Source organism: Haloarcula sp. H-hyl2, from assembly GCF_056934385.1.
Map to the genome: position 1 here is coordinate 885036 of NZ_JBRIIJ010000002.1, position 23725 is coordinate 908760.

Sequence of the window (23725 nt, forward strand, 5' to 3'; positions counted from 1 at the left end):
TACCTGAAGCTCGACACCTGTAAATCGTTGGTAAGATACCACCAGAGCGCTCAGACTACACAGCAGCCGTGGGAGTGGTGCCGTCGCACAGTACAACTCAGAGGGTCGTGCCGGAGAAGCGCCGATAGCTCACGAGCAGCGGGAGTACAGCCCAGGCGACGAGTACTGCCGCCATCGCTCCGGATCCGAGCAGTGGCGTCGTCGGTGCGACGCCGTAGATCGCCCCGGCGTCACTGATGACCTGGCTATAGGCACCGAACGGGCTGAGTCGGCCAACAATGTCGAACGTGGTCTCGGACAACGAACGGCCCGTGACTCCGGTCAGGACCGTATGGAGTATGCCCGCGATTCGCGGCCAGAACAGCGTCGCCGCAAATACGCCGAGAGCCGATCCAACTGCCCGTGTCTGTGAGTTCGTCATCGTCGATATCGCCACACCGAGCGAGACGTACGTCGCGGCGAGGAGGAGTGTGAATCCGACGAAGCCGGCGAGCGCCCCGGGAGAGACTGGCAGCGAGAGTGCGAGGAGGACGCCGATTGCACAGGCGAAACCAAGTAGCAACGCGCCCTCGACGACGAGAAGGCGGCTACAGAGCGTGCCAGCGACCAGTGTCTGGCGATCTATCGGCGACGTGAACAATATCCTGAGGCGGCCGGACTCACGGCTCGCGGCGATAGTTGGCGCTGTGGTCAGGAGCGAAACGAGTGGAACGGTGCCGCTGACGACGAGCCACATCGACAACAGCAGAAAGCGCGGCGTCAGGTCGTCTGACAGCACGAAGCCGACGGCGATACCGACGACGGGTGCCGTTCCTAGAACTAACAGAACGGTCTTGAGCAGCAGCGACCGACGAACCGTCAGCAAGTCGTGTCGCGCTACGTCTGAGATGCTCACGGTGATGTCCCTCTGTGCTGTCGGGGCGAATCGCGGTTGTGGCCGTCACCGGTCTCATTCGGATCCGAACCAGTGTAGGCGTCGAAGAGCTCTTCCAGCGAGGTTGTCTCTACAGAGAAGTCAGCGACGGTGGCGTTGCGGTTGGCCGTCGCGATAACCCGAGCTTTGGCACCCGGTTTGCCACAGCGGACGGTCATCTGTGTGTCTCTCGCGCTCGCTTCGACGACGCCGTCGAGTGCCCGGATCTGCGCAAGCGTTTCAGTGGTCGGGTCCGCATGAAGATCCATCCGGAGTCGTTCGGTGCCGCCGATCCGTTCGCGGAGCCCGTCGATAGTATCAACCGCCGTAAGCTGACCGTCGTCGAGGATGCCGAGACGGTCACAGACTGCCTCCACCTGGGAGAGGTGGTGGCTCGAGAAGAAGACCGTCGTCCCGCTGGCTGCGACGTCACGGACGAGAGCGCGTACGTTGGCCATTCCAGCTGGGTCCAGGCCCGACGACGGCTCGTCGAGGATCAGGAGATCCGGATCGCCGATCAGCGCGATGGCCAGCACCAACCGCTGTCGCATCCCTTTCGAGAAGGTCCCCGTCGGCCGGTTGCGGTCCCCCGGGTCGAGGCCGACGATATCGAGCAGCCGTTCCGGGTCGTCCTCGACGTCGTTCAGACGGATCAGCGACTGTAGGTGATCCCTGGCTGTCAGTGTCTCGTAGAGCGCGTAGTCCTCGGGAAGGACGCCGATGTCGCGACGGACGGCTGTTCGATCATCCGTCACGCTCTGCCCGAGGACCTCCGCGTGTCCGGCTGACGGTGGCGTGAATCCGAGTAGGAGGTCGATCGTCGTCGACTTCCCGGCACCGTTCGGCCCGAGAAAGCCGAAGATCTCGCCAGTCTCGACCGTGAGATCGAGACCATCGACAGCGACGATATCGTCTCCGTACCGTTTCGTGAGACCATGCGTCTCGATGGAGGGCATCGTATTTCTGACCTGATATCTCGGTGGCAATAAAGTGATTGTCTCTGGGTCCGGTAGATCTGTTCGGGTCTGTCACGGAACTCTCGCGACTCTACTTCGACGAGGGAACGGACACTGGAGCGCCAGAGATCACCGAACGAGGCCCCATCGAGAGCGTGCCCTCACTGCATTTCGGACACGTCTACGAGCACCTCGACGTCGGCAGTGATCCACGCAGTTGTCGTGTCAGCCTCAGTGCGATTCGAAACGAAGGTGGCACGGTTGGATTTGGGGTCTAGAACCACATCGAACCGGGACGGTGCTGGTTCCTCCTCGGGCCGCTGGGTCTGCTCCTCGACCCAGGACACAGTTCCATCTCGGACATCGAAGTCGGTCATATCTGGAACAACGGGTGCCAGGATACTAAGACGGGGAGCAGCGTTTCGGGAACTGAGACAGACGTCTCTCTCCAGTTGTCCCACCGACAGAAAACAACTCCAGTGTTTCAGCGTCTGAGACACGCTGGGGGGGTTGATTACCTCCCGGCAAGTACGTGCAGGTAGCCGCCAGTCGGAGGCGGTCCCCGAAAAATATCCGACATGCTTGCCCCCTCCCCCGATCACCCACTGGCGGCAGCCGAGGTGGAGTCAATTGCCCTCTGACGCCCTCCACCTGGCTGCTTCGTGCTCTCCCCTCCCCACCTCCGTCCTCTCGATAATTTTTGACATCGCCCCGCTGCGCGGTGAGCCGCCGTCGTAAGACTCGTTCTGGTGTCGAGACACTTTCGGAAGTGCTGTTCGCTGTGTCGCTGTCGACACTGCTGAACGATTGAGGTTACTCTTCGGGATTATCGTAGCCGACCGGAGGAATCGAGCCCTCCGGTCCGGTGTCGGAATTCGATTTCAGGGGAGACATCTCTGGACTGCTACGATAATCCCTCTCTGTCCTCGTTAGACTCCATCCCTAGGAGGACAGGAATCGTGTCGCGGCTGTCCATCGAGAACCAGGGTATGAACAGTCCGACAGGCCCAGCAGTCCGTTCAGCAGACGACCCGCTCGATGTCCAGCGCACCTGCCCGCCGGACCACCGCATCGGCCGGGTCTGCGGTGGCAGCGAGGTTGTCCGAATCGCCGTCGAGCACCAGCAACGCGGCCCTGCGGCCAGGTTCGATCACGCCACAGTCTAGCCCCACAGCCTCGGCGCCAGCGGTCGTCGCCATCCGCAGCACCGTCCGCGAAGGGAGGTCAAATGTCTTCGCGGTGTATTCCATCTCGCGGAACATCGAGGGGGCGTTCAACATCACGTTGTCAGTCCCGAGCGCGACGTCGGTGTACTCAAGCAGTGTCTCGATCGGCGGCCGGCCGACGTCGAGGACGCGGTTCGCACGCGGACAGACCGCGATCGGGACGTCCTGGTCGGCCACCCGTTCGAGGTGGTCGGCCTCGGCGTGGACCATGTGGATCAGCAAGTCCGGGTCCAGGTCCAGTGCCGGGTGGATGTCGCTGGCGTTCGGCTCGCCAGCGTGGATGGCGAACGGCGCGCCGCGTTCCCTGACGGCCGCCCGTCGGGCAGTGAAATCCTCGTCGGTGGCGCCGCTGGCACCGAATCCGTCGGCAACGTCGAGGACCGCGGGGTCGTCGCTCCCGAACACGAAGGCGTCGATACCGAGTCCCTCGGCCGCCTCGCGCAGCGTCCGGGCGCCCTCGATACCGAACTCGCGGAAGTCGAGGAACGCTGCGGTACCGGTCCGCTCCATGAACCGGAGCGTGCGGTGCATCTCCGTAACCTGCGTCTCGCGGTCGGCGGCCGCCAGCCGGCGGTGTTTCAGGCTGTCTGGGGGTACCACCGCCCTCTCTAGACCCAGTCCCACGGCTGCCTCCTTGGCGACCGAGTCGCCGACGTGGGTGTGTGCATTCACGAACGCTGGCAGGACGATACGGTCCGTCTCGCTGTCGCGCTCGGGTGTCTCCTCGACGGCCGTGATACGGCCGTGTTCGACGACGACGCGGCCGTGGATCGGCTCGAACGACCGCCCGGCGAGGATCGTTCCCTCGATCTCTTCCATACGACGACGAGGGAAGCGAGGTATATGTGTCCCGTGACGACCGACCGGACGAAACGAACCACGTACCGACCCAGACTGGAGACACTGATCACTACGGGATAATACAGTACTGGCTTGGGGTTGATAGTCATTCACCAGATCTGTAGAACTAAATCGGCGCTCTATAGGAGACTACAACTATCGATTGGAAAATATAGGTAGGAAAATGCGTATAATATAGAGGAATTGGAGAAAAATAGGTATAAATATATTCGGGTGAAACTAGACACGATATTTGAAAACAGAAAATCCTGATGTCGGTTATTTTGTCTGTATCTGTCCGAAAATAGCAATTCAATTCCTGCTCCAGAGGCGATTCCTCGTCTCTCGGGGGTCCGATTCACCAGCGCCATTCACTGGACCGGCAGGTCCCGTAGGATAACATGCGTACTTGTGTTATGATAGCCGTCGGTGTGGAATCCGGCTGGCGGTGAACCGGGGACGAGTATTGTTACGAATTGTTTTAGTTCACTGAATACATGACATAATACTGGCTAAATAGCACCTTCTCAGTACTGCCTTTGCAGAAATACCAATCTGAAATGAAGTACTGACAGACTTCGTAGGTTAGCAGTAAACGACCCTCTGTCGGTGGGTGGCGGGCGTGAGCGGTGCTGCTCGCCGTCGCTGCCACCGGCGATAAGCGGAAGTCGCTCCGGGTGACACCGGGGGCGTGGGGGCTGCCGTCTAAACAACTACTTTTATATGAGGGCGTGACAATGTCACGAATGGAGTACCGTTGCTCCAGTCGCATGCTCTCGCAGTCCAGCGAGAGCTGTGTCAGTCACAGGGTCGACAGCCCGGTTGCACCACCACCACCACCACCACTGTGTCATCTTCGGGAGGTCACGCAGCCACCGCGTGATCTCCACTTCCCCATCCACCCGCGTAGCGACACCTGGAAACAGTTCACGCACCGGTACGTATTTCACGGTCCGCACGGAAACAGGTGTATATGTCCGGTACTAGCCACTCTCCTCTCCGAGAGGTAGTGCTGCACGACGTCACGCCCGAGTCGGTCGACTCGTCGGCCGTGCTGGCTGCGCTCGATGCCGACCGTGCATCCGTCCGTCAGCGCGGGGCGCGTGTCTGTGAAACGCTTGCGGCCGACGACGTCGACGCCGTTCGCCCGTTCGTGGACGCACTCGGGCGTGCGTTGCACGACGACGACCCCGGCGTGGTCCAGACCGCCGCCGCGGCGCTCACCGAGGTTACGACGACCGACCCCGACGCTGTCACAGGTGTCCTCGACGACGCTGCGACGCTGGCCGACGCGACACTCGGGGGCGTTCAGGTCGCGGGTGCGCAACTGCTCGCGGCTGTCGCTCGGCAGCGGCCGAGTCATTGTACACCAATCGTCGGGACGCTGCTGGAGCGACTCGCCAGCCCACCAGCCACCGACGACGGACAGTCGGTCGCGGCGTGTGTCGACGACCGCGTCACGCAGCGAACGATACGGCAGCACGAACAGGAGGAACGCAAGCACGAACGGGTCGCCAGGCAGGTCTTCGCCAACGTCGTCGTGGCGGCAGCCGAAGCGGATCCGTCGGCACTGACCGAGCACGTCGAGACCGTCGCCGAGCTCACGACCGCCGACGACGCGGTCGTGTGCGGGGCAGCACTGGACGTCCTCGCGGCGATCGGGCAGGCATCGCCCGGCGCCGTCGACTCGGTCGCGGACGCAGTGGTCGCGTGTCTCGACACCGACGAACGTGTGGTACGTGCCCGTGCTGTCCAGACACTCGGACACCTTCAGGACGAGCGCCACGCCGACGTCCTCCGGGAGGTCGCCGAGACGGACCCCGACGACGATGTCGCAGCACTCGCCGACGAGACAGCCGCTTTCCTCGACGCCTGACCCGGTCAGTCGTCCATCGCTCGCTTCGTACAGTACCAGTAGGTCCCGCCGAACGCGACGAGACAGCCAGCGACCAGGAGCAGGTCGACGAGTGCGATGACGTAGGCGGCGGTCCCCGGCTGCAGGAACAGGAACGAGAACGCCAGCAGGAACCCCATCACGAGGACGACCGCGAGCATGAGCGGGATCTGATTGCGCTGCTCGCAGGTCGCGTCGAGGATGTACTTCGCGAATGTCATAGGTTCACGTCCGTCCCTATCCACATTAACGTCCCGGTCGAAATGGGCCGACGCCGGCGACGCACCTGGGCGACCCCCGCTGCCCGGTAGTTTTATACACTGCAAGCTGGAATCCCGGCTGTATGAGACGCGGTCTGGTAAGCCTTCGAGAGACGGAGATGCATCGCGAACTACTGGCGGAAGCCATGGACTGTGCCGCGGGGACCGACGCCGAACTCGTGGTCCTGTGGCACCTCGACGAAGCCGACTACGACGCGGACGTCGACACCCTCGAATCGGTCGGCCGCGTCGAGAACGTCGCCTACGACCACTCGGCGGTCATCGAGGGTGCCGCGGCGGACGCAGCGGCGTTCGTGGAGTCTGTCGCGGGCGAACGCGACGTCGACAGCACGATCACCGTCGCCGTCGACTCGGAGACCGACCGCGCCCAGCACATCCTCGACGCTGCCGCGGACCGGGAGTGCGACCACGTGTTCGTCGTCGGCCAGTCCCGGTCACCGACCGGCAAGGCCGTGTTCGGTGACGTCGCACAGCGGGTCGTCCTCAACTTCGACGGCTACACGACGCTGGTCACCGAGTGAGCCGACGGCCGATAGCCGTGCTGTGTCGTCTGTCGCCGAAGCGTGCTCCTGGCTGGTCTACTCGAACGCGGCGGCGAACCCCGCCGTCGCGTCGCGCCACGCCGAGACGACGGCGTCGTACTCCGGGTCGCTGTCCCAGGCGTCGACCGCGTCGTCGGCTTCCAGGCGGGCGACCGTGCGTTCGACCCCGTCCTCCCAGGAGACGGTCTGCCGGAACCCCAGATCCCGTGCTGCCTTCGTCGTGTCGAACACCGTCGAGAACTGGAAGTGGTCGCACAGCGGGCCGACACGGTCGGGGACCGCCCGGCGCAGCGCGTCGGTCGGGATATGGATCAGTTCCGGCTCTGGTGCGTCCAGGGCGGCCGCTGCCCGCCGGTGGTACTGGTTCCAGGTCATCGGCTCGGTCGCGGTCGTGTGGTAGGCCTCGCCGATGGCCTCCTGGTTCCCGATGGCGGCGACGAACGCCGCGGCCACGTCGTCGCGATGACACGGCGCCCACACCGAGGTCCCGTCGCCGTGGACGACGATCGGCTTCCCGCACCGGAGCCGGTCGACGTAGGCGTCACTGGAGAGCGTGTCGATGAGGTCGCCGCCCTCGCCGTAGGTGTGCCACGGTCGGATAATCGTCGCCGGAAAGCCGTCGGTCCGGGAGGCGTCGAACAGCCGGTCCTCGCAGGCGGCCTTGTTCGCCCCGTACTCGCTGACCGGTGGTTCGCGAGCGGCCCGCTCCCGGATCGGCATCGTCGCGACCGGCCGGTGGTAGACGTCGACGGTACTGCAGAAGACGTACTGGTCGACGCCGCCGAAGACGTCGATGGCCGTCTCCACCTCGGCTGGCTCGAAGCCCACCATGTCGATCACACACTCGGGGTCGACCGTGTCACGCGCTCGTTCGAGGGCCGCTCGCTCGGTCCGGTCGCCCGTGACGTGGTCGACGGCGTCAGGCAGGTCGGCGTCGGTCTCCCCGCGCGTGAACACCGTCACGTCGTGGCCGGCGGCGTCCGCCTGGCGCGTGATTCCCGTGCTGATCAGCCCCGTGCCGCCGATGATGAGTACGTCCATGACGGACGGACGGCCGTGGCCCTGATAACGCTGTGGTCCGCCTCGCCCAAAGTTATTTACAGCACTGTGCCGACGCACCGATATGCGTTCGAGCTACGTTCACAGACAGTACGTCGCGCAGTTGCTCGGCCGTCCCTGGTGGGTGACCGCGTTCGGGACGATGACTGTCGTCCTGTACGTCCTCGTGGCGTACCTCCTCACCGGATGGGGGACCGCGTTCATGTACGGCGGCGGGATCGTCGGCGGCCTCGCTGCTGGATTCGCGCTCGGGACCAACAGCTACGACGGGATGGTCGCGGGCCTGCGAGCCGGCGCGTTCGGCGTGGTCGTGATCGCTGTCCTGGCCGCCATCACGTTCGGCGTGCTCTGGCACGCCAAGTCTGGACAGTTGTTCCTCTACTGGGCGCCGTTCTACGGCAGCGTCGGCGTCATCCTGTTCGTCCCGATCTACGGCTTCGCCGGGCTCGTCGGAGGCGCCGTCGGCGTCCTCGGTCGGCGCTGGCTCGTCCCGGATCATCTCAACCCGCACCCGTACAGACGGTCGTAGCGAGCGCACGGATCGGCGAGAGAGAAGAGTGACCGCGGCTCAGTCTTCGAGCGGTGCGCTGTCCCAGTAGTCGTGGTCGGGTTGCGACCGGAAACACGCGGTGCGGTGCTCGCCCGTCTCGCCCGTCAGGGACGGACAGGACTCCCGACACACCTCCCGTGCTTCCGGGCAGCGCGTGTGGAACCGGCACCCGCTGGGCGGGTTCACCGGGTCCGGGATGTCGATCTTGCGCATCGGCGGCTCGCTCGCGCCGGCCGAGTTCAGCGAGAGGTCCGGCGTCGCCCACCGGAGGACGTTCGTGTACGGGTGGCCGGGATCCTCGATGAGTTGCTCCGCGGGACCGACCTCGACCAGTTCCCCGAGGTACATCACGCCGATACGACCGTCGCCGTGTTCGGCGAAGTACCGCGCGTTCGAGAGGTCGTGGGAGATGAACACGAACGACGTGTCGAAGTCGTCCTGCAGATCCAGCATGAGGTCCATCATCTCGACGCGCAGGGAGACGTCCAGCGCGCTGATGGCCTCGTCGGCGAGGATGAGGTCCGGGTTCATCAGGAGCGCCCGTGAGAGCGCGACACGCTGTTGTTCGCCGCCGCTGAGCTGGTGGGGGTAGCGGTCGGCGAAGTCCGCGGCCGGGTTCATCCCGACGCGTTCGAGCAGCGAGTAGATTCGCTCGCGGCGCTCGCTGGCGCCGACCTCCGGGTGGGTCAGCTTGATCGGCTGGGCGAGGATGTCGACGATCCGCTGGTTCGGGTTCAGCGAACTGCCGGGGTCCTGGTGGATGATCTGGAGCGACGACCGGATCTCCTCGAACGGGATGTCGACGTCACCGTGGCCGTCGTTGGCCGCCCAGACGTCCTGGCCGCGGTAGCGGACGGTCCCGCTGGTGGGTCGCTGGAGCCCGATACAGGTCTTGCCCAGCGTCGACTTCCCACAGCCACTCTCGCCGACGAGCGCGAGGACGTCGTTCTCCTCGATGTCCAGCGAGATGCCGTCGACGGCCCTGACGACGTCCGGTTCCTCGAAGAACTCGAACAGTCCCTGATCTTTCTCGAAGTGGACTTCGACGTCCTCCAGCGAGACGAGCGGTGCGTCGGCGTCGGTCCGCGTGGTCGTATCCGCGGTGTGGTCGGGTGTACTCATGAGCGCTCCCCCGAATCGTCGACGATATCGCCGGCGTCGAACGACTCGAAGTTCAGTTCGATCGACCACCGGGCCTCCTCCCAGTGGTGACAGGCCGTGCTGTGGCCGTCCCCCGTGTCGTAGAACTCGGGATCGGTCTCGCGACACTCCTCGGTCGCCAGCGGACAGCGTGGGGCGTACGAACAGCCCGACGGTACGTTGATCGGCGCCGGACTCTGCCCCTCGATGGCTGTCATCTCTTCGAGTGGTGCGTCGAGGTTCGGCGTGGAGTTGAGCAGCGCACGCGTGTACGGGTGCCCGGAGTTACCGATGAGCTGGTCCCGGGGCGCGACCTCGATGAGGTCGAAGGCGTACATCACGGCCATCCGGTCGGCCAGCGCGGCCACCAGTGGCAGGTCGTGGGTGATGAACACCATCGTCAGGTCGTACTTCTCCTGGAGTTCCTGCAGGAGCATCAGGATCGACCGCTGCATCAGCAGGTCCAGCGCGGCCGTCGGTTCGTCCATCACCAGGACGTTCGGTTCCAGGACGAGCGAGAGCGCGATGAGCGCCCGCTGTTGCATCCCGCCGCTCAGTTCGTGTGGGTACGAGTCCAGCACCCGCTCGGGGTCGAGATACAGGTCCGAGAGGAGCTGGCGTGCGAACTCCATGCCCTCGCTTACGTGTGCGTCGTGGGCCTTCAGCGTCTCCTTGAAGTGGCCGCCGACCTTCATCGTCGGGTTGAACGAACTCATCGCGCCCTGGAACACCATCGAGACCTCCTCCCAGCGGAACTGGCGGAGCTCCTCGTCGCTGAGTTCCAGGATGTCGATGGTCGTCCCGTCGGCCTTGTGATAGAGGATCTCGCCGGAGAGTCGGCCGGGATCGGGGATCGCGTCGAGCATCGCCGACGCGAACATCGACTTCCCGCTCCCGCTCTCGCCGACCACGCCCAGCACCTCGCCGCGCTCGACGGCCATACTCACGTCGTCCAGGACGAACGTCTCGCCGTCGTCGTAGGTGACCGCGGCGTTTCGCATCTCGATGATGGGGTCGGTCGCCGCTGCCGGGTCGCCGGGTCGCTGTTGTGTTGTCGTCTCCGGTGGCATCTCAGAGCACCTCCGTCACGCCGCTGTCCTCGTCGTCGGTCGCCGTCGACTTCGATTCGCCGGCCATCCGGGTCCGGACACGGGGGTTGAACACGCGGTCCATCCCCTGGCCCAGGAGGATCAGCCCGAGCGAGAGGCCCATGATGGCGACCATCGGGGCCAGCAGCCAGTGGGCCGCACTCCAGGAGAACAGCGCCCCGCCGCTGTAGGCGAAGTTCAGCGTCACGCCCCAGTTCTGGGTGGAGTAGGGCAACACGCCGAGGAAGTAGAGCCCGACCGAGGCGAACATGACGTAGCGTGCGGCGAACACGAAGTTGACGGTCACGTACGGCATCAGGTTCGGGATGATGTCCTTGGCGATGATCCGGGGCGTGCTGACGCCCATCGTCCGCGAGGCCTCGACGTAGTCGTTCTCGCGGATAGTCAGCACCTGCGAGCGCAGCGACCGGCCCAGGCCGGCCCAGTAGCTGATGTTGATGATGATCCCCAGCAGGATGGGGTTCTCGGGGTTGAGCGTCACCGCGAGGATGATGACCAGCGGCAGCCCCGGAATCGCCATCACGAGGTCCGAGAAGGACATCAGCGTCCGGTCGACGCGGCCGCCCTTGTAGCCGGCCAGCGTCCCGATGGCGACGGCGACGCCGGTCGCCCAGACGGCGCCCGCCGTGATCATCAACAGGATGGCCGGCGTCGAGTGGATGATCAGCGCCGCCAGATCGGTCCCCGAGGCGGTCGTCCCGAGGGGGTATTTCATGTTCTCGAACAGCATCAGGTACCGCGGCGCCTGGCTGGTCGACGGTTCCCGCCAGAGCCCCAGCACCGCGACGAGCGCCAGCAGCAGGTAGCCGCCGAGGATGAGAAAGCCAAGTCGGGTCCGCCAGTCGGCCCAGGCGACCAGCAGCGGCGTCCGGATCCGCTCCTCGTACACCTCTCTGGCCCGCTCGCCGGTCGTCATCTCGGGGGCCGACGAACTCTCGCTTCGCCAGTCGACGCTGTCGGATTCAGTATGCTTCATCTGACTCACCTGCGCTGATCCGCGGATCGATCTTGCTGTAGGTCAGGTCGGCGACGTAGACGCCCAGCACGAGCGCCACGGTGATGACGAGGAAGGTCCCCATCATCAGCGGGTAGTCGTTGGCGTTCAGCGCCGAGATCATGTAGTAGCCCAGGCCGGTGTAGGAGAATATCTGCTCTAGGATGACGGTCCCGCCCAGGCGGAAGCCGAGCAGGAGCAGGAACCCCGTGTACATCGGCAGGATGGCGTTCCGGGCGACGTACCGCGTCGCGATACGGCGGTCCGACAGCCCTCGGAGCCGCGCGACCTGCACGTAGTCGTTGCCCAGCACCTGGATACTGTTACCCCGCATCGCGAGCGCCTGGCCGCCGGCGGCACCCAGGGTGTACGAGAGGATCGGCAGCACGCTGTGTTTCAGGGCGCTGAGGACGAACGGGACGCCCAGTTCCCGTTCGACGCCGTTGGCGACCGTCCCGGCCGTCGGGAGCCAACCGAACTGGTAGGCGAAGATGTACAGCATGATGACGGCGACGACGTAGAACGGCACCGACATCAGCGAGATCGAGACACCCGAGACCAGCTGGTCGAACCGGGTCCCCTCCCAGTAGGCCTGCAGCGAGCCCAGGAAGATGCCGACGACGAAGACGAGTATCGTCGAGACGAGCACGACGAAGATCGTCCACGGCGCCGCACTGGCCAGAACCGACGTCACGGGTTCGCTGAGCGAGATGGACTCGCCGAGATTTCCCTGGACGAGCGCGGCCATGTAGTCGAGGTACTGGCGCCACAGCGGCGCGTCGGGCCTGATGTTCTGTAGGTTCGCGATCCTGGCGTCGACCTCCTCGGCCGGCACGCCCTGGCGCAGCAGTTGTGCGCGCAACAGCGTGAACGGACCGCCAGGGAGCAACCGGACCAGCCCGAAGGTCAGCGACGCCACGAGGTAGATCGTGACGAACACTCTGGCGGTCCGTCGCACGTAGTAGTTGACCATTGCGTCTGTCTCCTCGTGGTGTTACTTCGTCGCGCTCAGCTTGCCCTGCTTGGGCAGCCAGTGGGACGGCCACTTGACGCCCCGGGCGTCGTCGTCCTCCGAGACGACGTTCCACTCGGCGTCGGTGAGCCACGACTGGTCGAACTTGCCGACCAGTCCCAGCATCGGGAGGTTCTGGTTGTGGTGCCACGCGACGCGGGTGACCGTCTCGGAGACCTTCGCCTGGTCCTGCATCGTCGCGACCTGCTGGATCTCCTCCATCGGGTTCAGCGTCGTCTCGCCCGAGCCGTCCATCGACGGGACGGTGTGTTCGCCCTCGGGGAAGTTGTGTCCGCGGTCGATGTCGGGGTTGGCCATCTGCCAGCGCAGCGGGAAGTACGGGAACGACGAGCGGGCGCCGCCGGGGAGCCAGTAGAAGGCGCCCATCTTGAAGTTGGACTCGATGTACGCGCCGAAGTAGTCCCCACCGGGCAGCGAGTTGATCTCGAAGTCGAACCCGAAGGCGTTCAGCTGGTCGACGACGGTGTTGGTCGCGGTCGTCCAGTCGGTCCAGCCGGCCGGCGTGACGTAGCTCCCGCCGAGGGTGTTGCCGTCGCCGTCGCGCCACTTCCCGTTGGACTTCGAGTAGCCGGCCTCGCGCAGCAGGGTCGCGGCTTTCTTCGACTGCGTGGCGTCCATGCCGTAGCCCTCGAAGTTCCCGAAGGCGTCGCCGAGCCACGACTTCTGGTCGGCCGGCGCGATGCCGGTGACCTTCGGCGCGGGGTTTTTGGTCCGCGGGCCGGCGTTGTCGGCGACCTGCTGGCGGTTGACGACGTGTGCGACCGCCTGACGGACCTTCCGTTTACCGAAGTCCTCGTCGTCGTGGTTGAACATGACCCCGTAGCCCCACTTCGCGGGGAGAGAGACCTCTTCGACGCGGTCCGGGAAGTTCGCGACGATCTTCGGCGGGGCGAACAGGCTCGTGACGACGTCGAGGCCGCCGCCCATCAGGCCCTGCTGGAGGGCGGTGTTGTCCTGGCGGTTCAGGAGCTCGTATCCAGTGAAATTGATCTTGTCGGCGTCGTAGAAACTGTCGTTACGCGAGAGGGTCCATGCCTGGTCGTTCTTGGACTCGAAACTGAACGGCCCGTTGCCGTGGATGTCCTCCTCCCAGGCGAACTGCTGGATCGCTGCGGCGTCCTTGTCGAGGAACTGTTCGAAGACGGGCTGGTAGCCGTGGATGCGCAGGTCCCCGTTCGCCAGCGTGTGTTTGATGATCAGCGGGTTCGACGGCTGCTTGAGGTTGATGACCACCGTCTTGTCGTCCTCGCCCTGTTCGACGCTCTCGGCGAAGTCCCACAGCGTTGCTCCGGTCTTTTTCATCAGCTTGAACTGCAGGATGACGTCGCCGGCCGTCACGTCGTCGCCGGTGTCCCACTTGAGGTCGTCCCGGAGTGAGAGTGTGACCGTCTTGCCCTCGAACGACCAGTCCGAGAGGCCGGCCAGTTCGAACTCCTGTGTGCTGAAGTTGTAGGCGGCGAACCGCTCGAAGAGGTGGTTGCCGGCGATCCAGTCGTAGTTCTGTGTCGCCATCGGGTTCACGTGGAGGTTCGACGGGACGCCGTTGTTCGTCGCCCCGGTGAGGGTGGCGTCGATGACACCCGACCCGCCCTGACTGTCGGTCGAGGACGAGTCTCCGGAGCTCCCATCGGAGCTACCGTCACCGCTGCTCTCCGTCGCGCCACCGTCGTCGCTGGAACCGCCACAGCCGGCCAGCGCCGCCGCGCCGGAGACTCCTGTCAGTTGAACGAACTTCCGTCGGCTAATCAGGTCGCTATAGTCGTCAGTCGCGTTGGACATGCGTACAGTCAGACGAGTCCGCTAACCTGCATTAAATGTTTTGGTCAATCATCGACAACGGGTCCAGTGGTACCGACGACCAGTGAGTTCGGTCGGGGCGACCGTCGGTCTCGCGTGGCCGGCCAGAGTCCGCACAGCGAAAGAATTAACACGTGTCATTCGGTACCACAGCCAATGCGCCCAGACGAGTCACGGGGCCTCTCTCGCCGGAGCTTCGTCCAAGCGGCGGTGGCTATCGGCGGGACGAGCGCCCTCTCGGCGTGCCTCGACAGCGAGCAGTCTAAACTCGACGTCGAGACCGAATCGACACAGACCGACACCGAACCGACGTTCCCACGGGGCGACCCTGACGCAGTTCCCGACGGGCAGCACCGCTGGGGCGAGTTCCTGGTGCGTGATGCCCACGGGAACACCGTCCCCCCACAGCAACTCGTCGTGGTCGGCCTCTCCTACGAGGGGTCGGCGCCGCCGACAGCGGCCGAACGGACCCAGGTCGCCGACACCCTCGCGCTGCTCGACCACGCCTTCCAGTGGGGGACGGGCGGCAACGCCGGGGCAGCGTTCAACCGCGGCCTCCTGTTCATGCTCGGCTACGCGCCGGGGTACTTCGACCAGGTCGGGGACGTCCCCGAGGCCGTGACGACGCCCGAGTCGGTCCTCGAAGCGGTCGGTGAGGACCCCGCCAGGGCCGACGCCTACGACGCAGTCATGGTGTTGACGAGCGACGTCGGGTCGGTCGTCCTCGAAGCGGAGGCGGCGTTGTTCGGCGAGGTCGAGACCATCAACGGTCTCGCCGTCGAGTCGACGTTCGAGGGCGTCTTCTCGAAGGCCGGGCGCCACACCGGCTACATCGGCAAGGGCCTGCCGGCCGACAAACTCGACAACGACGACATCCCCGAGGACGCCCCCCTGTCGATGGGGTTCAAGTCCGGCTTCCGGGACAACCTCCCCAGCGAGGACCGCGTCACCATCGACGACGGCCCCCTCGCCGGCGGGACGACGCTGGCGTCCTCGACGCTCCGGATCGACCTCGACCGCTGGTACGACCAGCGCCACGAAGAACGGACCGCCGAGATGTTCTGCCCGGCCCACAGTTCCGACGACGTCGGCCCCATCGGCGAGAAACTCGGTAGCGACAGCGACATCACCGAAGCCGACGTCGAGAACCTCGACGCCCACGCCGAGGAACGCGGCCGGGTCGGCCACTCCCAGAAACTGGCCCGTGCCCGTGACGACGACTTCGAGACGCGCATCCTCCGTCGGACCGAGGGCGTCGCGACGACCGTCCACGACGGTGCCGGGTTCCAGTTCAACTCCGTGCAGGCGACGATGGCCGACTTCGTCGAGACCCGGCGGGCGATGAACGTCGACGAGTACGACTTCGACGTGCCCGCCGAGGACCACGGCATCGTCGACTACCTGGAGACGCTCCGGCGGGGCAGCTACCTCGTCCCACCGCGCGATTCCTGGGCGCTCCCGGTGGTCTGACGATGCGGAGAGGTGTTTCGGCGGTCGTGTTGTCGGTGCTGCTCGTTCTGGCCGGGTGTGCTGGTGCCGGGGGGTTCGGATCGGGCGACCCGGACCCGGAGGAACCGCGACTGGAGTTCGAGAACGTGACGGCCTCGTCGGGCCTCCAGTACGAGGCGACCGGCAGCGGCGTCGGCAGCGGCAACTCCGGGGTCTATACGGCCGACGTTGACAACGACTCCTGGACCGACGTCCTCGCCATCGGGGGGGACGGCCCGACGCTGTTCGAGAACCGCGAGGGGACGTTCGTCCGGAGCGACGCGCTGCCGTCGGTCGAGGGCCAGATCAAGAGCGCGGCCTTCGTCGATGTCGAGCGCGACGGGTGGCCCGACCTGCTCCTGTTCGCTCGCGACGGGACGGTCCACGCGTTCGACAACGACCGGGGGACCTTCGAACCGACCGACTACGGCCTCGGGAACCTCACCTACCCGCTCGGTGCGACGGCGTCGGACTACGACGGCGACGGGGACACGGACCTGTTCGTCTACCAGTCCGGATCCTGGCGCGACCGGAAGCCGGCGGGCTACTTCAACCTGGAGACGACCATCGCCGAGGACAACGGCAACCCCAACTACCTCTACGAGAACGTCGGCGGCGAGTTCCGGCGCGTCGAGACCGACACCGTCGGGGGGAACCACTGGAGTCTGGCCGCGAGTTTCGTCGACCTCACCGGCGACGGCCGGCCGGACATCCACGTCGCCAACGACTACAACAACGACACACTGTACGTCAACCGCGGCGACGGCACCTTCGAGCACCGCTCGCTGGGCGGCGCGACGGCCCGGAACGGGATGGCCTCCGAGGTCGCGGACGTGACCGGTGACGGCCGTCCCGACGTCTTCGTCTCGAACATCTGGTTCCCCGACCTAGAGAAGAACATGGACGAGGAACGGTACGACCGGCTGAAACGACTGCTGGAGTTCGTCATCCACTCCAGTCGGACGAAGGGCAACACGCTCCTGGTCGCGGACGGCGACGGCGGGTTCCGTGACCGTGCCGACGACCTCGGCGTCCGCCACGGCGGGTGGGGGTGGGCCGCGAGCGCGACGGACTTCGACAACGACGGCGACCGCGACCTCGTCCACACGACCCAGCACGTCGTCAGGATAAACCGTAGCGACCCGGTCTACACGTATCCGATGGTGTTCCAGTCGACCGATGGCGAGGGGTTCACCCGCGTGAACAAGACCGCCAACGGCATGCGAGAGACCGACGGCCGGGGGCTGGCGACGCTGGACTACGACCACGACGGCGCCCAGGAACTCGTCGTCGCGACCTACGACAGTCGGTTCGTCGTCTACGACAACACGGCTGCCGCCGACCGGCACAGCCTCCAGTTCCGTGCGGTCGACGAGCAGGGAGCGACGGCGCTGGGTGCCGTCGTCACTGTCACCGCCGGCGACACCGAACAGACAGTCCGGCAGACGGCCAACGTCGACTACCTCTCGCAGGATTCGCGGGTCGAACACGTCGGTCTCGGGGACCACGAGACGGCGACGGTCCACGTCCGCTGGCCCGACGGGACCGAACGGCGGTTCGAGGGCGTCGCCGCCGACCAGCGACTCCGGTTGACGAAATCCGGCGTCGTCGTCACGGCACGGACCGCCTCCGGCGGATAGCGGCCCGTCAGCGCGCTTCTGCCATCCAAAATTATAAATGCACGTGGTAGAATCGTTCTCACTATGCAGTCAACAGGCGAGCAGCCCCTGTACAGAGACGAGACCGTCTCGACGACGAAACGTGTCGACGATCTGCTCGAACGGATGACCCTCGAAGAGAAGGTCGGCCAGCTCGTGGGGACCTGGGCGGGCCACCTCGACGAGTTCAAGGACGCCGACGACGTCGCCGACGAGATCAGGGACCACGCCGTCGGTGCCGTCGCGTCGTTCGGATGGGGCGGGGCGGTAGACAAACGCCTCGACGACGTGGTCGAGACCGTCAATCGTCTCCAGGAGGTCGCACTCTCCGAGACCCGACTCGGGATTCCGCTGCTGTTCAACGTCGACGCGGTCCACGGTCACGCCTACGTTGCCGAGGGGACGGCCTTCCCCAACGGACTGGGGGCTGGGGCGACCTGGGACGTCGACGCCGTCGAGCGAGCCGCGAGCATCACGGCGACCGAGGTCCGACGGAGCGGCGCCCACCAGAACTACTCGCCGACCTGTGACGTCGCCCGTGACCCGCGCTGGGGACGCACGTTCGAGACCTTCGGCGAGAGCCCGTATCTCTGTGCGAAACTGGCGGCCGCGAAGGTCCGTGGCTACCAGGGCGACGGTATCGAGGACCCCTCCTCGGTCGTCGCGACGGCGAAACATTTCCCGGCCTACAGCCAGCCCGAACGGGGCGAGGACGCCGCCCCGGTCGAGGTCTCGGAGTACCTGCTGCGGAACGTCTTCCTCCCGTCGTTCCTGGACGTCCTGGAAGCCGACGTCGAGTCGGTGATGCCCTCCTACAACGCTATCGACGGCGAGCCGTCACACGGCTCACGACGCTACCTGACGGACCTGCTCCGGGGGACGCTTGGCTTCGACGGCACCGTCGTCTCGGACTGGGGCGGCGTCAAGATGCTCGACGAGGATCACCGGATCACCGCCGACCATCGCGGATCGGTCCGCCAGACGCGCGACGCCGGCCTCGATATCGCCTCCGTCGACGCCATCGACCACGCCGAACACCTCGTCTCCCTGGTCGAGGACGGCGAGGTTGCCGAGGCCGTCCTCGACGACAGTGTCGAGCGCGTCCTCGAACAGAAGTTCCGGCTCGGCCTCTTCGAGGACGCCTTCGTCGACCCGAACGAGGCACGGGACGTGATCGGCGCCGACGCCCACCGCGAGGCGTCCCTCGACGCGGCTCGGGACTCGATGACACTCCTGCAGAACGACGGCCTCCTCCCGCTCGACGACGACGCCGACGTCCTCGTCGCCGGGCCGAACGCCGACGACGTGGTCCACCAGCTCGGTGGCTGGAGCGTCCCCGACCCCGAGGGGACCGACGTCGTGACGATCCGCGAGGGAGTCGAGGCTGCCACGTCCGGCGACGTCGTCTACGAACAGGGGGCGACGATCAACGACAGTCTCGACGTCGACGCAGCCGTCGCGGCCGCCGAAGCCGCCGACGTCGCAGTCGTGGCCGTCGGTGAGCCGTGGTACCTCCACGAGTTCGGGCCGAGCGCCGACACCGGGACCGAGCCGGACGAGTTCCCGAACCGCCAGACACTCCACCTCCCCGACGCACAGCGCGACCTCGTCGAAGCGATCCACGAGACGGGGACGCCCGTCGTCGGCGTTCTGGTCACGGGTCGCCCGCTCGTCGTCGATTGGATGGCCGAGCACGTCCCCAGCCTCCTCATGGCGTACTACCCGGGAACGATGGGCGGGCAGGCAGTCGCCGAGACGCTCTTCGGCGAGAACGAACCCAGCGGGCGACTACCGATCACCATCCCCCGCTCCGAGGGTCACCTCCAGTCGCGGTTCAACCACTTCCCCCACCCCACGCCGATCGGCCAGGCGGAACACCCCTCCTCGTACGATCCGCTGTTCGAGTTCGGTCACGGCTGTAGCTACACCGAGTTCGCGTTCGGTGACGTGGCGCTGTCGGCGTCGACAATCGGGCCACACGAGACGACGACCGTCCGGGTCCCCGTCGAGAACGTCGGCGACCGTGCCGGGACCGAAGTGGTTCAGGTGTACGTCACCGACCACGCCAGCGACCGGGTCACACCGGTCCGGGAACTCCGTGGGTTCGAGCGTGTCGAACTGGCGGCGGGCGAGGCGACGACCGTCGAGATTCCGCTGGACGCGACCGAACTCGGCCGGGTCGACACGGACGGCGAGCGACAGGCCGAACCCGGGACCTACGCGGTCCAGGTCGGCGAGCAGTCCCTCGAACTGACGATCGAGACGACCTACGCCTGAACGGCGTTCTCGAACGAGATCCCGTCGAGTGTGATCTTCTGGGCCTCGAAATCCTCGAACACCGCTCCCCAGCCGCCGACCGATACTTCCTCCGACCCCGTCTCGACCCAGATGATCGAGTACGTCGAGAGTCGTTCGAGCGACGGCGAGTCGTTGACGAAGACGTTGGGGTAGTAGATGTCCGTGACCGTCCCGGTGATCTCGCTGGACTCGCGCGTCTCGGTGTCGATGCCCGAGACGGTGACCGTGACCGTCGCGCCGTCGGCGTAGATCGGGGAGATGTCCCTGATGAACTCTTTGAGACTGATGTAGGTCTTCGGTGCCTGCTGGCTCGGCGTCAGCGGGTCCCAGGAGTACCAGAGACAGGTCTGGAAGTACCAGTGGTTGATAAAGGAGAGGATGTTGTCGTTGATCAGGATCCCGTAGTCCTCCTTGGCTCTGGAGTTCGGCGCGAAGAAGGTCTGTGTCCGGTCGAGTACCGCCAGGAACGGCCCCGGGATCTTCACGACGTGCACCTCGATCCCGGACGCACCGAGGTCCCAGTCCGCACAGCGGTCCGCCAGGTCGGGTTCGTAGTAGACGGCGACGTGGACGACGACGCCCCGGGCCGCCGCCTCGGTGAGTTCCGCCCGCAGGGACTCGAACTGGTCCGCCGTCAGTGCGACCTCGATACCGATCTCGGCCTCTCGGATCCGGTTCCGGGTGTGTTCCAGCACCGTGTCGGCGTGCTTGACGACGCCGACCCGATGGTCGCTGAGATCCGGTTGCTCCCAGCGGTCCTCCAGTTCTTCGGCGGCGTTGGTGAACAGTTCCCCCCGCTCTCGGAGATGTGTGAGAATGTCGACGGGGTCGGAGGGTTCGGCATGGAGCCGGTCGTGGTCGATGGTCTCGACGAACCCTTTCGACTCCAGTGACCGGAGTGTGTCGTACACCTGGGACGTCGGGATGTCGGACTTCTTGGCGACATCGACTGCCGGGAGCCGTCCGTAGTCGACGAGCGTCAGGTACGCCTCTGCCTCGTAGTTGGTGAGGTCGGCGTTTTCCAGCGCTCGTTTCAGCGTATCGCGGTCCATGTCCACTCTCTCGAACCCAGGGTATGAATGTCTGACGCACGGTTCTGTGAGAAAAATATGATATATGATATGAATAGGATGGTTTTGTAGGTGGTGAAAACATAACTGTAGCAACGATACTGCCCTGTTCGATAGAATGTCTTTAATAGCCGAACTGAAAGCTAAAGTGCCATTCTAGAAATCGAGTTTGATACATAAGTATGTGATCTGACATACTATCTATTGGTGGCTACCCGCCGGACTAATATTTTTCCATACAGGAAAGCAGTTCTCGGTCGGTTAGCGGGTCGCCCCCTCGCCCGACAGCCGGTTGCAGCGGCGTGATAACGAGTGTACCTGTGTTATGTCGCCGCGCCTGAGCGGACGCCGTACGTTCGGGGCCGATGATGGGTTCTCTGGTGTCGATTCCCGTCGGATACATACCGAAACCGTGTACTGACAGCCGATAATCGACAACAACACGTCGAAACCAGATTTTATCTCTCTAGATATGGCAAATATGGGTATATTGTGAGTGTATATTCGGATATGGGTGCGTATTGGTCCGCTCTCTCTTTTTCTACTTCTATATTTGGGATATACGGTTCCACTATCTCGAATACTGGGTCTATTTTGTCGATGAGGATGTCAGGGCGGCGGAATCCAGTCTACCGTGTGGAACTGGGAGAGGCGTTCGGCGTCGACGAGTACGCCACCCCGTTCGCGCACTTTAGGAACCACGGATCAGAGCGACGTTGGCCCGGCTCTCGTCGACGATCCGCTCGGTAACCGTTCCGAACTGTATCCGGGACGCGTCGGTCCGTCCCGAGAGGCCGACGCAGACGGTCTCGTACTGCGTGATGGCCTCGACGATCGCCCTTCCGGGGTCGTCGGCGATCACGACGCGAACGTCGTACTGATCGGGTTCGAGTCCCGCTGTCTCGGCGGCGTCGACGACGACCGACCGGCCGCGTGCCTCGGCGTCGGCGGCCTGGCCACGCGGAGCCTGGACGTTCAGCAGAGTCGGGACGGTACCGTCGACAGTCGCGAACTCGACGGCCTGGTGGGCGACGACCGGTGCGTTCGGGCCGGGGGCGACCAATGCCACCGGCGGCCCGACGGTGTCCGTTCTGAGGTCGACTATGGAGACGTCACACTGGGCGTCTCGAACGACCGGATCGACGGTCGCACCGAGGACGTGACCGTCGCGGTTCAGGGACCCGTCCCAGCCGAGGAGTACCTCGTCGGCGGCTTCCTCGTCGAGCACGTCGAGGATCGCCGTCCCGACGTCCGCGGCGACCACCGCTCTGGTCCGGAGACTGACGTCCATCTCGGCCGCGATGTCGTGGGCGTTCGCGAGGAGGTCGCGCTGGTGCTCGGCACGGTCGGCCTCGACGTTCTGGAGCGGGGAAGGGTGTGCGACGGGCGTGACGTTGACTGCGACGAGTTCGGCCGCTCCCCGTTCCGCGTTCGCGTGAGCGCTGGCCGCGGCAAGACGGAGGAGGCCGTGCTGTGTCGCCGGGTTCGCGACCGGGACGACCACGCGATACGGTTCGGCCGGTGACCCGCGGATCGCCTCGCCGAGTAACCCCTCGCTGACGACGCGCCCGCGGGTGTAGGTCGCGTACCACAGGACGCCGAAGGCGACGATACCGGAGCCGATGACGACGACGACCGTCGCCATCTGGGAGACGACCACGAGCGACAGCACCACGCCCAGGAGCGGGACGGCCGGGTAGAGCGGTCGCGGGAGCGCGAACGAGGGGTTGTAGTCCTCCGGGTCGGCGCGCCGGAAGACGACGAGCGAGACGTGGACCAGCGAGTAGGCGACGAGAAAGCTGAAGCTGGCAGCCTCCGCCAGCAGCGCGATGATCGTCTCCACTTCGAGGCCCAGCAGGATCAACAGCGTCGTCACGACGCCAGTGGCCGCGATGGCTCGATGAGGCGTGTAGAACCGGGGATGAGAGACGTTGAACCAGTCTGTCACGACTCCGTCCCTGCCCATCGCGTAGATGACCCGGGAGGCCGCAAGGATCGAGGAGTTCGAACTCGATATCGCCGCGATGATGGCCGCGAAGACGATGGCGACCACGCCCGCCGGGCCGAGATAGACGACAGCAACGTCCGAGACCGGGATCGGTGACTCCCCGAGCGACTCGAAGGGGATGACGCCGGTGCTGACGAGCATGACGAGGACGTAGAGGATCGTCACCAGCACCACCGAGAGGATCATCGACAGCGGGATGATCCGCCCGGGGTTCTTGATCTCGCCCGCGACGGTCGCGATGATCTCGAAACCGAGAAACGAGATGAAGACGATACCCGTCGTGGCGACGACACCGCGGGACCCGAAGGGGGCGAACGGTTCGAGGTTCTCGGGGACGATGAAGAAGACGCCGACAGCGACGAAGACGAGGATGATGGCCGTCTCCGTGCCGATGGTGACGTTCTGGAAGGCGCTGGACTCCTCGGTGCCGTAGTAGTTGACCCCGAGGAGGAGCGCCAGGCCCGCCAGTCCGAGCCCGACGACGAAGGTCCGCCCGTCGAGGAACGGGATCGGTTCGACGAGGTACTGACCGAACCCGATCATGTAGAACGCGCTCGCGAACATCAGTCCCGTCCACATCCCCCAGCCGACGACGGCGCCGAAGAGGCCACCCAGCGCACGGTTGACGTAGTGGTAGCTCCCGCCGGCGATGGGCATCCCGGTCGCCAGTTCGGAGAGCGAGAGGGCCGCGAGCAGCGCGACGAAGCCGGCGATAGCGTAGGAGATCGCACTCGCGGGCCCGGCGGTCTCGGCGGCGATGCCGGGCAGGATGAAGATGCCTGCGCCGATCATCGTCCCGCCGCCGAGCGTCATCGCCTCGAGAAATCCCAGCGTCCGTTCGAGTTCGCCGCCTTCGCTACTCATCGCAC

General features: G+C 65.2%; 19 protein-coding genes. 6 read left to right on the top strand and 13 right to left on the bottom strand.

Annotated elements, in window-relative coordinates:
• Window positions 1-97: 97 nt before the first annotated feature.
• From Hhyl2_RS14350 to Hhyl2_RS14365, 4 genes are all read right to left on the bottom strand, one after another.
• The gene (locus Hhyl2_RS14350) at window positions 98-895 is read right to left on the bottom strand and encodes an ABC transporter permease subunit (protein WP_483551451.1); all 798 of its coding nucleotides are present in this window, start codon (window positions 893-895) and stop codon (window positions 98-100) included.
• Window positions 892-1869 carry an ABC transporter ATP-binding protein gene (locus Hhyl2_RS14355; protein ID WP_483551452.1) on the bottom strand — a complete coding sequence of 326 codons (978 nt, stop codon included), beginning with the start codon at window positions 1867-1869 and terminating at the stop codon, window positions 892-894. Before Hhyl2_RS14355 ends, Hhyl2_RS14350 begins: the two co-directional genes overlap by 4 nt.
• 161 nt (window positions 1870-2030) lie before the next feature.
• Window positions 2031-2246 (bottom strand): DUF7511 domain-containing protein, encoded by a 216-nt coding sequence (locus tag Hhyl2_RS14360; RefSeq protein ID WP_483551453.1) that lies wholly within the window; start codon window positions 2244-2246, stop codon window positions 2031-2033.
• 642 nt (window positions 2247-2888) lie between these two features.
• On the bottom strand, window positions 2889-3914 hold the full coding sequence (locus Hhyl2_RS14365; protein ID WP_483551454.1) for an amidohydrolase family protein: 1026 nt from the start codon (window positions 3912-3914) through the stop codon (window positions 2889-2891).
• Window positions 3915-4944: 1030 nt separating this feature from the next.
• Between Hhyl2_RS14365 and Hhyl2_RS14370 the strand changes: the two genes are divergently transcribed.
• A complete protein-coding gene (locus Hhyl2_RS14370) occupies window positions 4945-5811 on the top strand; it encodes a HEAT repeat domain-containing protein (protein ID WP_483551455.1) in 867 nt (288 codons plus the stop codon).
• A 5-nt stretch (window positions 5812-5816) separates the two neighbouring features.
• On the opposite strand, the gene Hhyl2_RS14375 is transcribed toward Hhyl2_RS14370, so the two are convergent.
• Complete coding sequence (locus tag Hhyl2_RS14375; RefSeq protein WP_483551456.1) at window positions 5817-6050, bottom strand: hypothetical protein; 234 nt, start codon at window positions 6048-6050, stop codon at window positions 5817-5819.
• 122 nt (window positions 6051-6172) lie between these two features.
• On the opposite strand from Hhyl2_RS14375, the gene Hhyl2_RS14380 reads away from it, so the two are divergent.
• Window positions 6173-6631 (top strand): universal stress protein, encoded by a 459-nt coding sequence (locus Hhyl2_RS14380; protein WP_483551457.1) that lies wholly within the window; start codon window positions 6173-6175, stop codon window positions 6629-6631.
• A gap of 57 nt (window positions 6632-6688) precedes the next feature.
• On the opposite strand, the gene Hhyl2_RS14385 is transcribed toward Hhyl2_RS14380, so the two are convergent.
• Complete coding sequence (locus tag Hhyl2_RS14385; protein WP_483551458.1) at window positions 6689-7693, bottom strand: NAD-dependent epimerase/dehydratase family protein; 1005 nt, start codon at window positions 7691-7693, stop codon at window positions 6689-6691.
• Between the two features lie 82 nt (window positions 7694-7775).
• Here Hhyl2_RS14385 and Hhyl2_RS14390 point away from each other — a divergent pair, with 82 nt between their 5' ends.
• Window positions 7776-8240: a DUF5518 domain-containing protein gene (locus tag Hhyl2_RS14390; protein WP_483551459.1), complete on the top strand. Its 465-nt coding sequence runs from the start codon at window positions 7776-7778 to the stop codon at window positions 8238-8240.
• 39 nt (window positions 8241-8279) lie between these two features.
• Here the strand turns inward: Hhyl2_RS14390 and Hhyl2_RS14395 are convergent, their stop codons facing one another.
• The 5 genes from Hhyl2_RS14395 to Hhyl2_RS14415 are packed head-to-tail and all read right to left on the bottom strand — an operon-like array spanning window position 8280 to window position 14316.
• Entirely contained in the window at window positions 8280-9383 is a 1104-nt protein-coding gene (locus tag Hhyl2_RS14395) for an oligopeptide/dipeptide ABC transporter ATP-binding protein (protein ID WP_483551460.1), read from the bottom strand.
• Window positions 9380-10471, bottom strand: a complete 1092-nt coding sequence (locus Hhyl2_RS14400) for an ABC transporter ATP-binding protein (protein WP_483551461.1) — start codon at window positions 10469-10471, stop codon at window positions 9380-9382. Before Hhyl2_RS14400 ends, Hhyl2_RS14395 begins: the two co-directional genes overlap by 4 nt.
• Before the next feature lies 1 nt (window position 10472).
• Window positions 10473-11486, bottom strand: coding sequence for an ABC transporter permease (locus tag Hhyl2_RS14405; RefSeq protein ID WP_483551462.1), 1014 nt, complete (start codon window positions 11484-11486; stop codon window positions 10473-10475).
• Window positions 11473-12477, bottom strand: a complete 1005-nt coding sequence (locus Hhyl2_RS14410) for an ABC transporter permease (protein ID WP_483551463.1) — start codon at window positions 12475-12477, stop codon at window positions 11473-11475. Before Hhyl2_RS14410 ends, Hhyl2_RS14405 begins: the two co-directional genes overlap by 14 nt.
• Before the next feature lie 21 nt (window positions 12478-12498).
• Window positions 12499-14316: an ABC transporter substrate-binding protein gene (locus Hhyl2_RS14415; protein WP_483551464.1), complete on the bottom strand. Its 1818-nt coding sequence runs from the start codon at window positions 14314-14316 to the stop codon at window positions 12499-12501.
• A gap of 174 nt (window positions 14317-14490) precedes the next feature.
• Between Hhyl2_RS14415 and Hhyl2_RS14420 the strand changes: the two genes are divergently transcribed.
• The 3 genes from Hhyl2_RS14420 (at window position 14491) to Hhyl2_RS14430 (ending at window position 19757) form a co-directional block, all read left to right on the top strand.
• Window positions 14491-15804 carry a DUF7405 family protein gene (locus tag Hhyl2_RS14420; protein WP_483551465.1) on the top strand — a complete coding sequence of 438 codons (1314 nt, stop codon included), beginning with the start codon at window positions 14491-14493 and terminating at the stop codon, window positions 15802-15804.
• A gap of 2 nt (window positions 15805-15806) precedes the next feature.
• The gene (locus Hhyl2_RS14425; protein ID WP_483551466.1) at window positions 15807-17462 is read left to right on the top strand and encodes a CRTAC1 family protein; all 1656 of its coding nucleotides are present in this window, start codon (window positions 15807-15809) and stop codon (window positions 17460-17462) included.
• A gap of 63 nt (window positions 17463-17525) precedes the next feature.
• Window positions 17526-19757, top strand: coding sequence for a glycoside hydrolase family 3 N-terminal domain-containing protein (locus tag Hhyl2_RS14430; protein WP_483551467.1), 2232 nt, complete (start codon window positions 17526-17528; stop codon window positions 19755-19757).
• On the opposite strand, the gene Hhyl2_RS14435 is transcribed toward Hhyl2_RS14430, so the two are convergent.
• Together Hhyl2_RS14435 and Hhyl2_RS14440 are read right to left on the bottom strand one after the other, a co-directional pair.
• Window positions 19748-20830 carry a TrmB family transcriptional regulator gene (locus Hhyl2_RS14435; protein ID WP_483551468.1) on the bottom strand — a complete coding sequence of 361 codons (1083 nt, stop codon included), beginning with the start codon at window positions 20828-20830 and terminating at the stop codon, window positions 19748-19750. The two genes, Hhyl2_RS14430 and Hhyl2_RS14435, sit on opposite strands and share 10 nt — an antisense overlap.
• 709 nt (window positions 20831-21539) lie before the next feature.
• Entirely contained in the window at window positions 21540-23720 is a 2181-nt protein-coding gene (locus Hhyl2_RS14440; protein WP_483551469.1) for an amino acid permease, read from the bottom strand.
• Between the last annotated feature and the right edge of the window lie 5 nt (window positions 23721-23725).

Bases quoted from the DNA above. Each gene is read 5' to 3' on its own strand.
- Hhyl2_RS14440 (WP_483551469.1), bottom strand. From the start codon at position 23,720: ATGAGTAGCGAAGGCGGCGAACTCGAACGGACGCTGGGATTTCTCGAG.
- Hhyl2_RS14405 (WP_483551462.1), bottom strand. From the start codon at position 11,486: ATGAAGCATACTGAATCCGACAGCGTCGACTGGCGAAGCGAGAGTTCG.
- Hhyl2_RS14380 (WP_483551457.1), top strand. From the start codon at position 6,173: ATGAGACGCGGTCTGGTAAGCCTTCGAGAGACGGAGATGCATCGCGAA.
- Hhyl2_RS14355 (WP_483551452.1), bottom strand. From the start codon at position 1,869: ATGCCCTCCATCGAGACGCATGGTCTCACGAAACGGTACGGAGACGAT.
- Hhyl2_RS14360 (WP_483551453.1), bottom strand. From the start codon at position 2,246: ATGACCGACTTCGATGTCCGAGATGGAACTGTGTCCTGGGTCGAGGAG.
- Hhyl2_RS14390 (WP_483551459.1), top strand. From the start codon at position 7,776: ATGCGTTCGAGCTACGTTCACAGACAGTACGTCGCGCAGTTGCTCGGC.
- Hhyl2_RS14375 (WP_483551456.1), bottom strand. From the start codon at position 6,050: ATGACATTCGCGAAGTACATCCTCGACGCGACCTGCGAGCAGCGCAAT.
- Hhyl2_RS14435 (WP_483551468.1), bottom strand. From the start codon at position 20,830: ATGGACCGCGATACGCTGAAACGAGCGCTGGAAAACGCCGACCTCACC.
- Hhyl2_RS14425 (WP_483551466.1), top strand. From the start codon at position 15,807: ATGCGGAGAGGTGTTTCGGCGGTCGTGTTGTCGGTGCTGCTCGTTCTG.
- Hhyl2_RS14420 (WP_483551465.1), top strand. From the start codon at position 14,491: ATGCGCCCAGACGAGTCACGGGGCCTCTCTCGCCGGAGCTTCGTCCAA.
- Hhyl2_RS14395 (WP_483551460.1), bottom strand. From the start codon at position 9,383: ATGAGTACACCCGACCACACCGCGGATACGACCACGCGGACCGACGCC.
- Hhyl2_RS14430 (WP_483551467.1), top strand. From the start codon at position 17,526: ATGCAGTCAACAGGCGAGCAGCCCCTGTACAGAGACGAGACCGTCTCG.
- Hhyl2_RS14415 (WP_483551464.1), bottom strand. From the start codon at position 14,316: ATGTCCAACGCGACTGACGACTATAGCGACCTGATTAGCCGACGGAAG.
- Hhyl2_RS14400 (WP_483551461.1), bottom strand. From the start codon at position 10,471: ATGCCACCGGAGACGACAACACAACAGCGACCCGGCGACCCGGCAGCG.
- Hhyl2_RS14410 (WP_483551463.1), bottom strand. From the start codon at position 12,477: ATGGTCAACTACTACGTGCGACGGACCGCCAGAGTGTTCGTCACGATC.
- Hhyl2_RS14385 (WP_483551458.1), bottom strand. From the start codon at position 7,693: ATGGACGTACTCATCATCGGCGGCACGGGGCTGATCAGCACGGGAATC.
- Hhyl2_RS14365 (WP_483551454.1), bottom strand. From the start codon at position 3,914: ATGGAAGAGATCGAGGGAACGATCCTCGCCGGGCGGTCGTTCGAGCCG.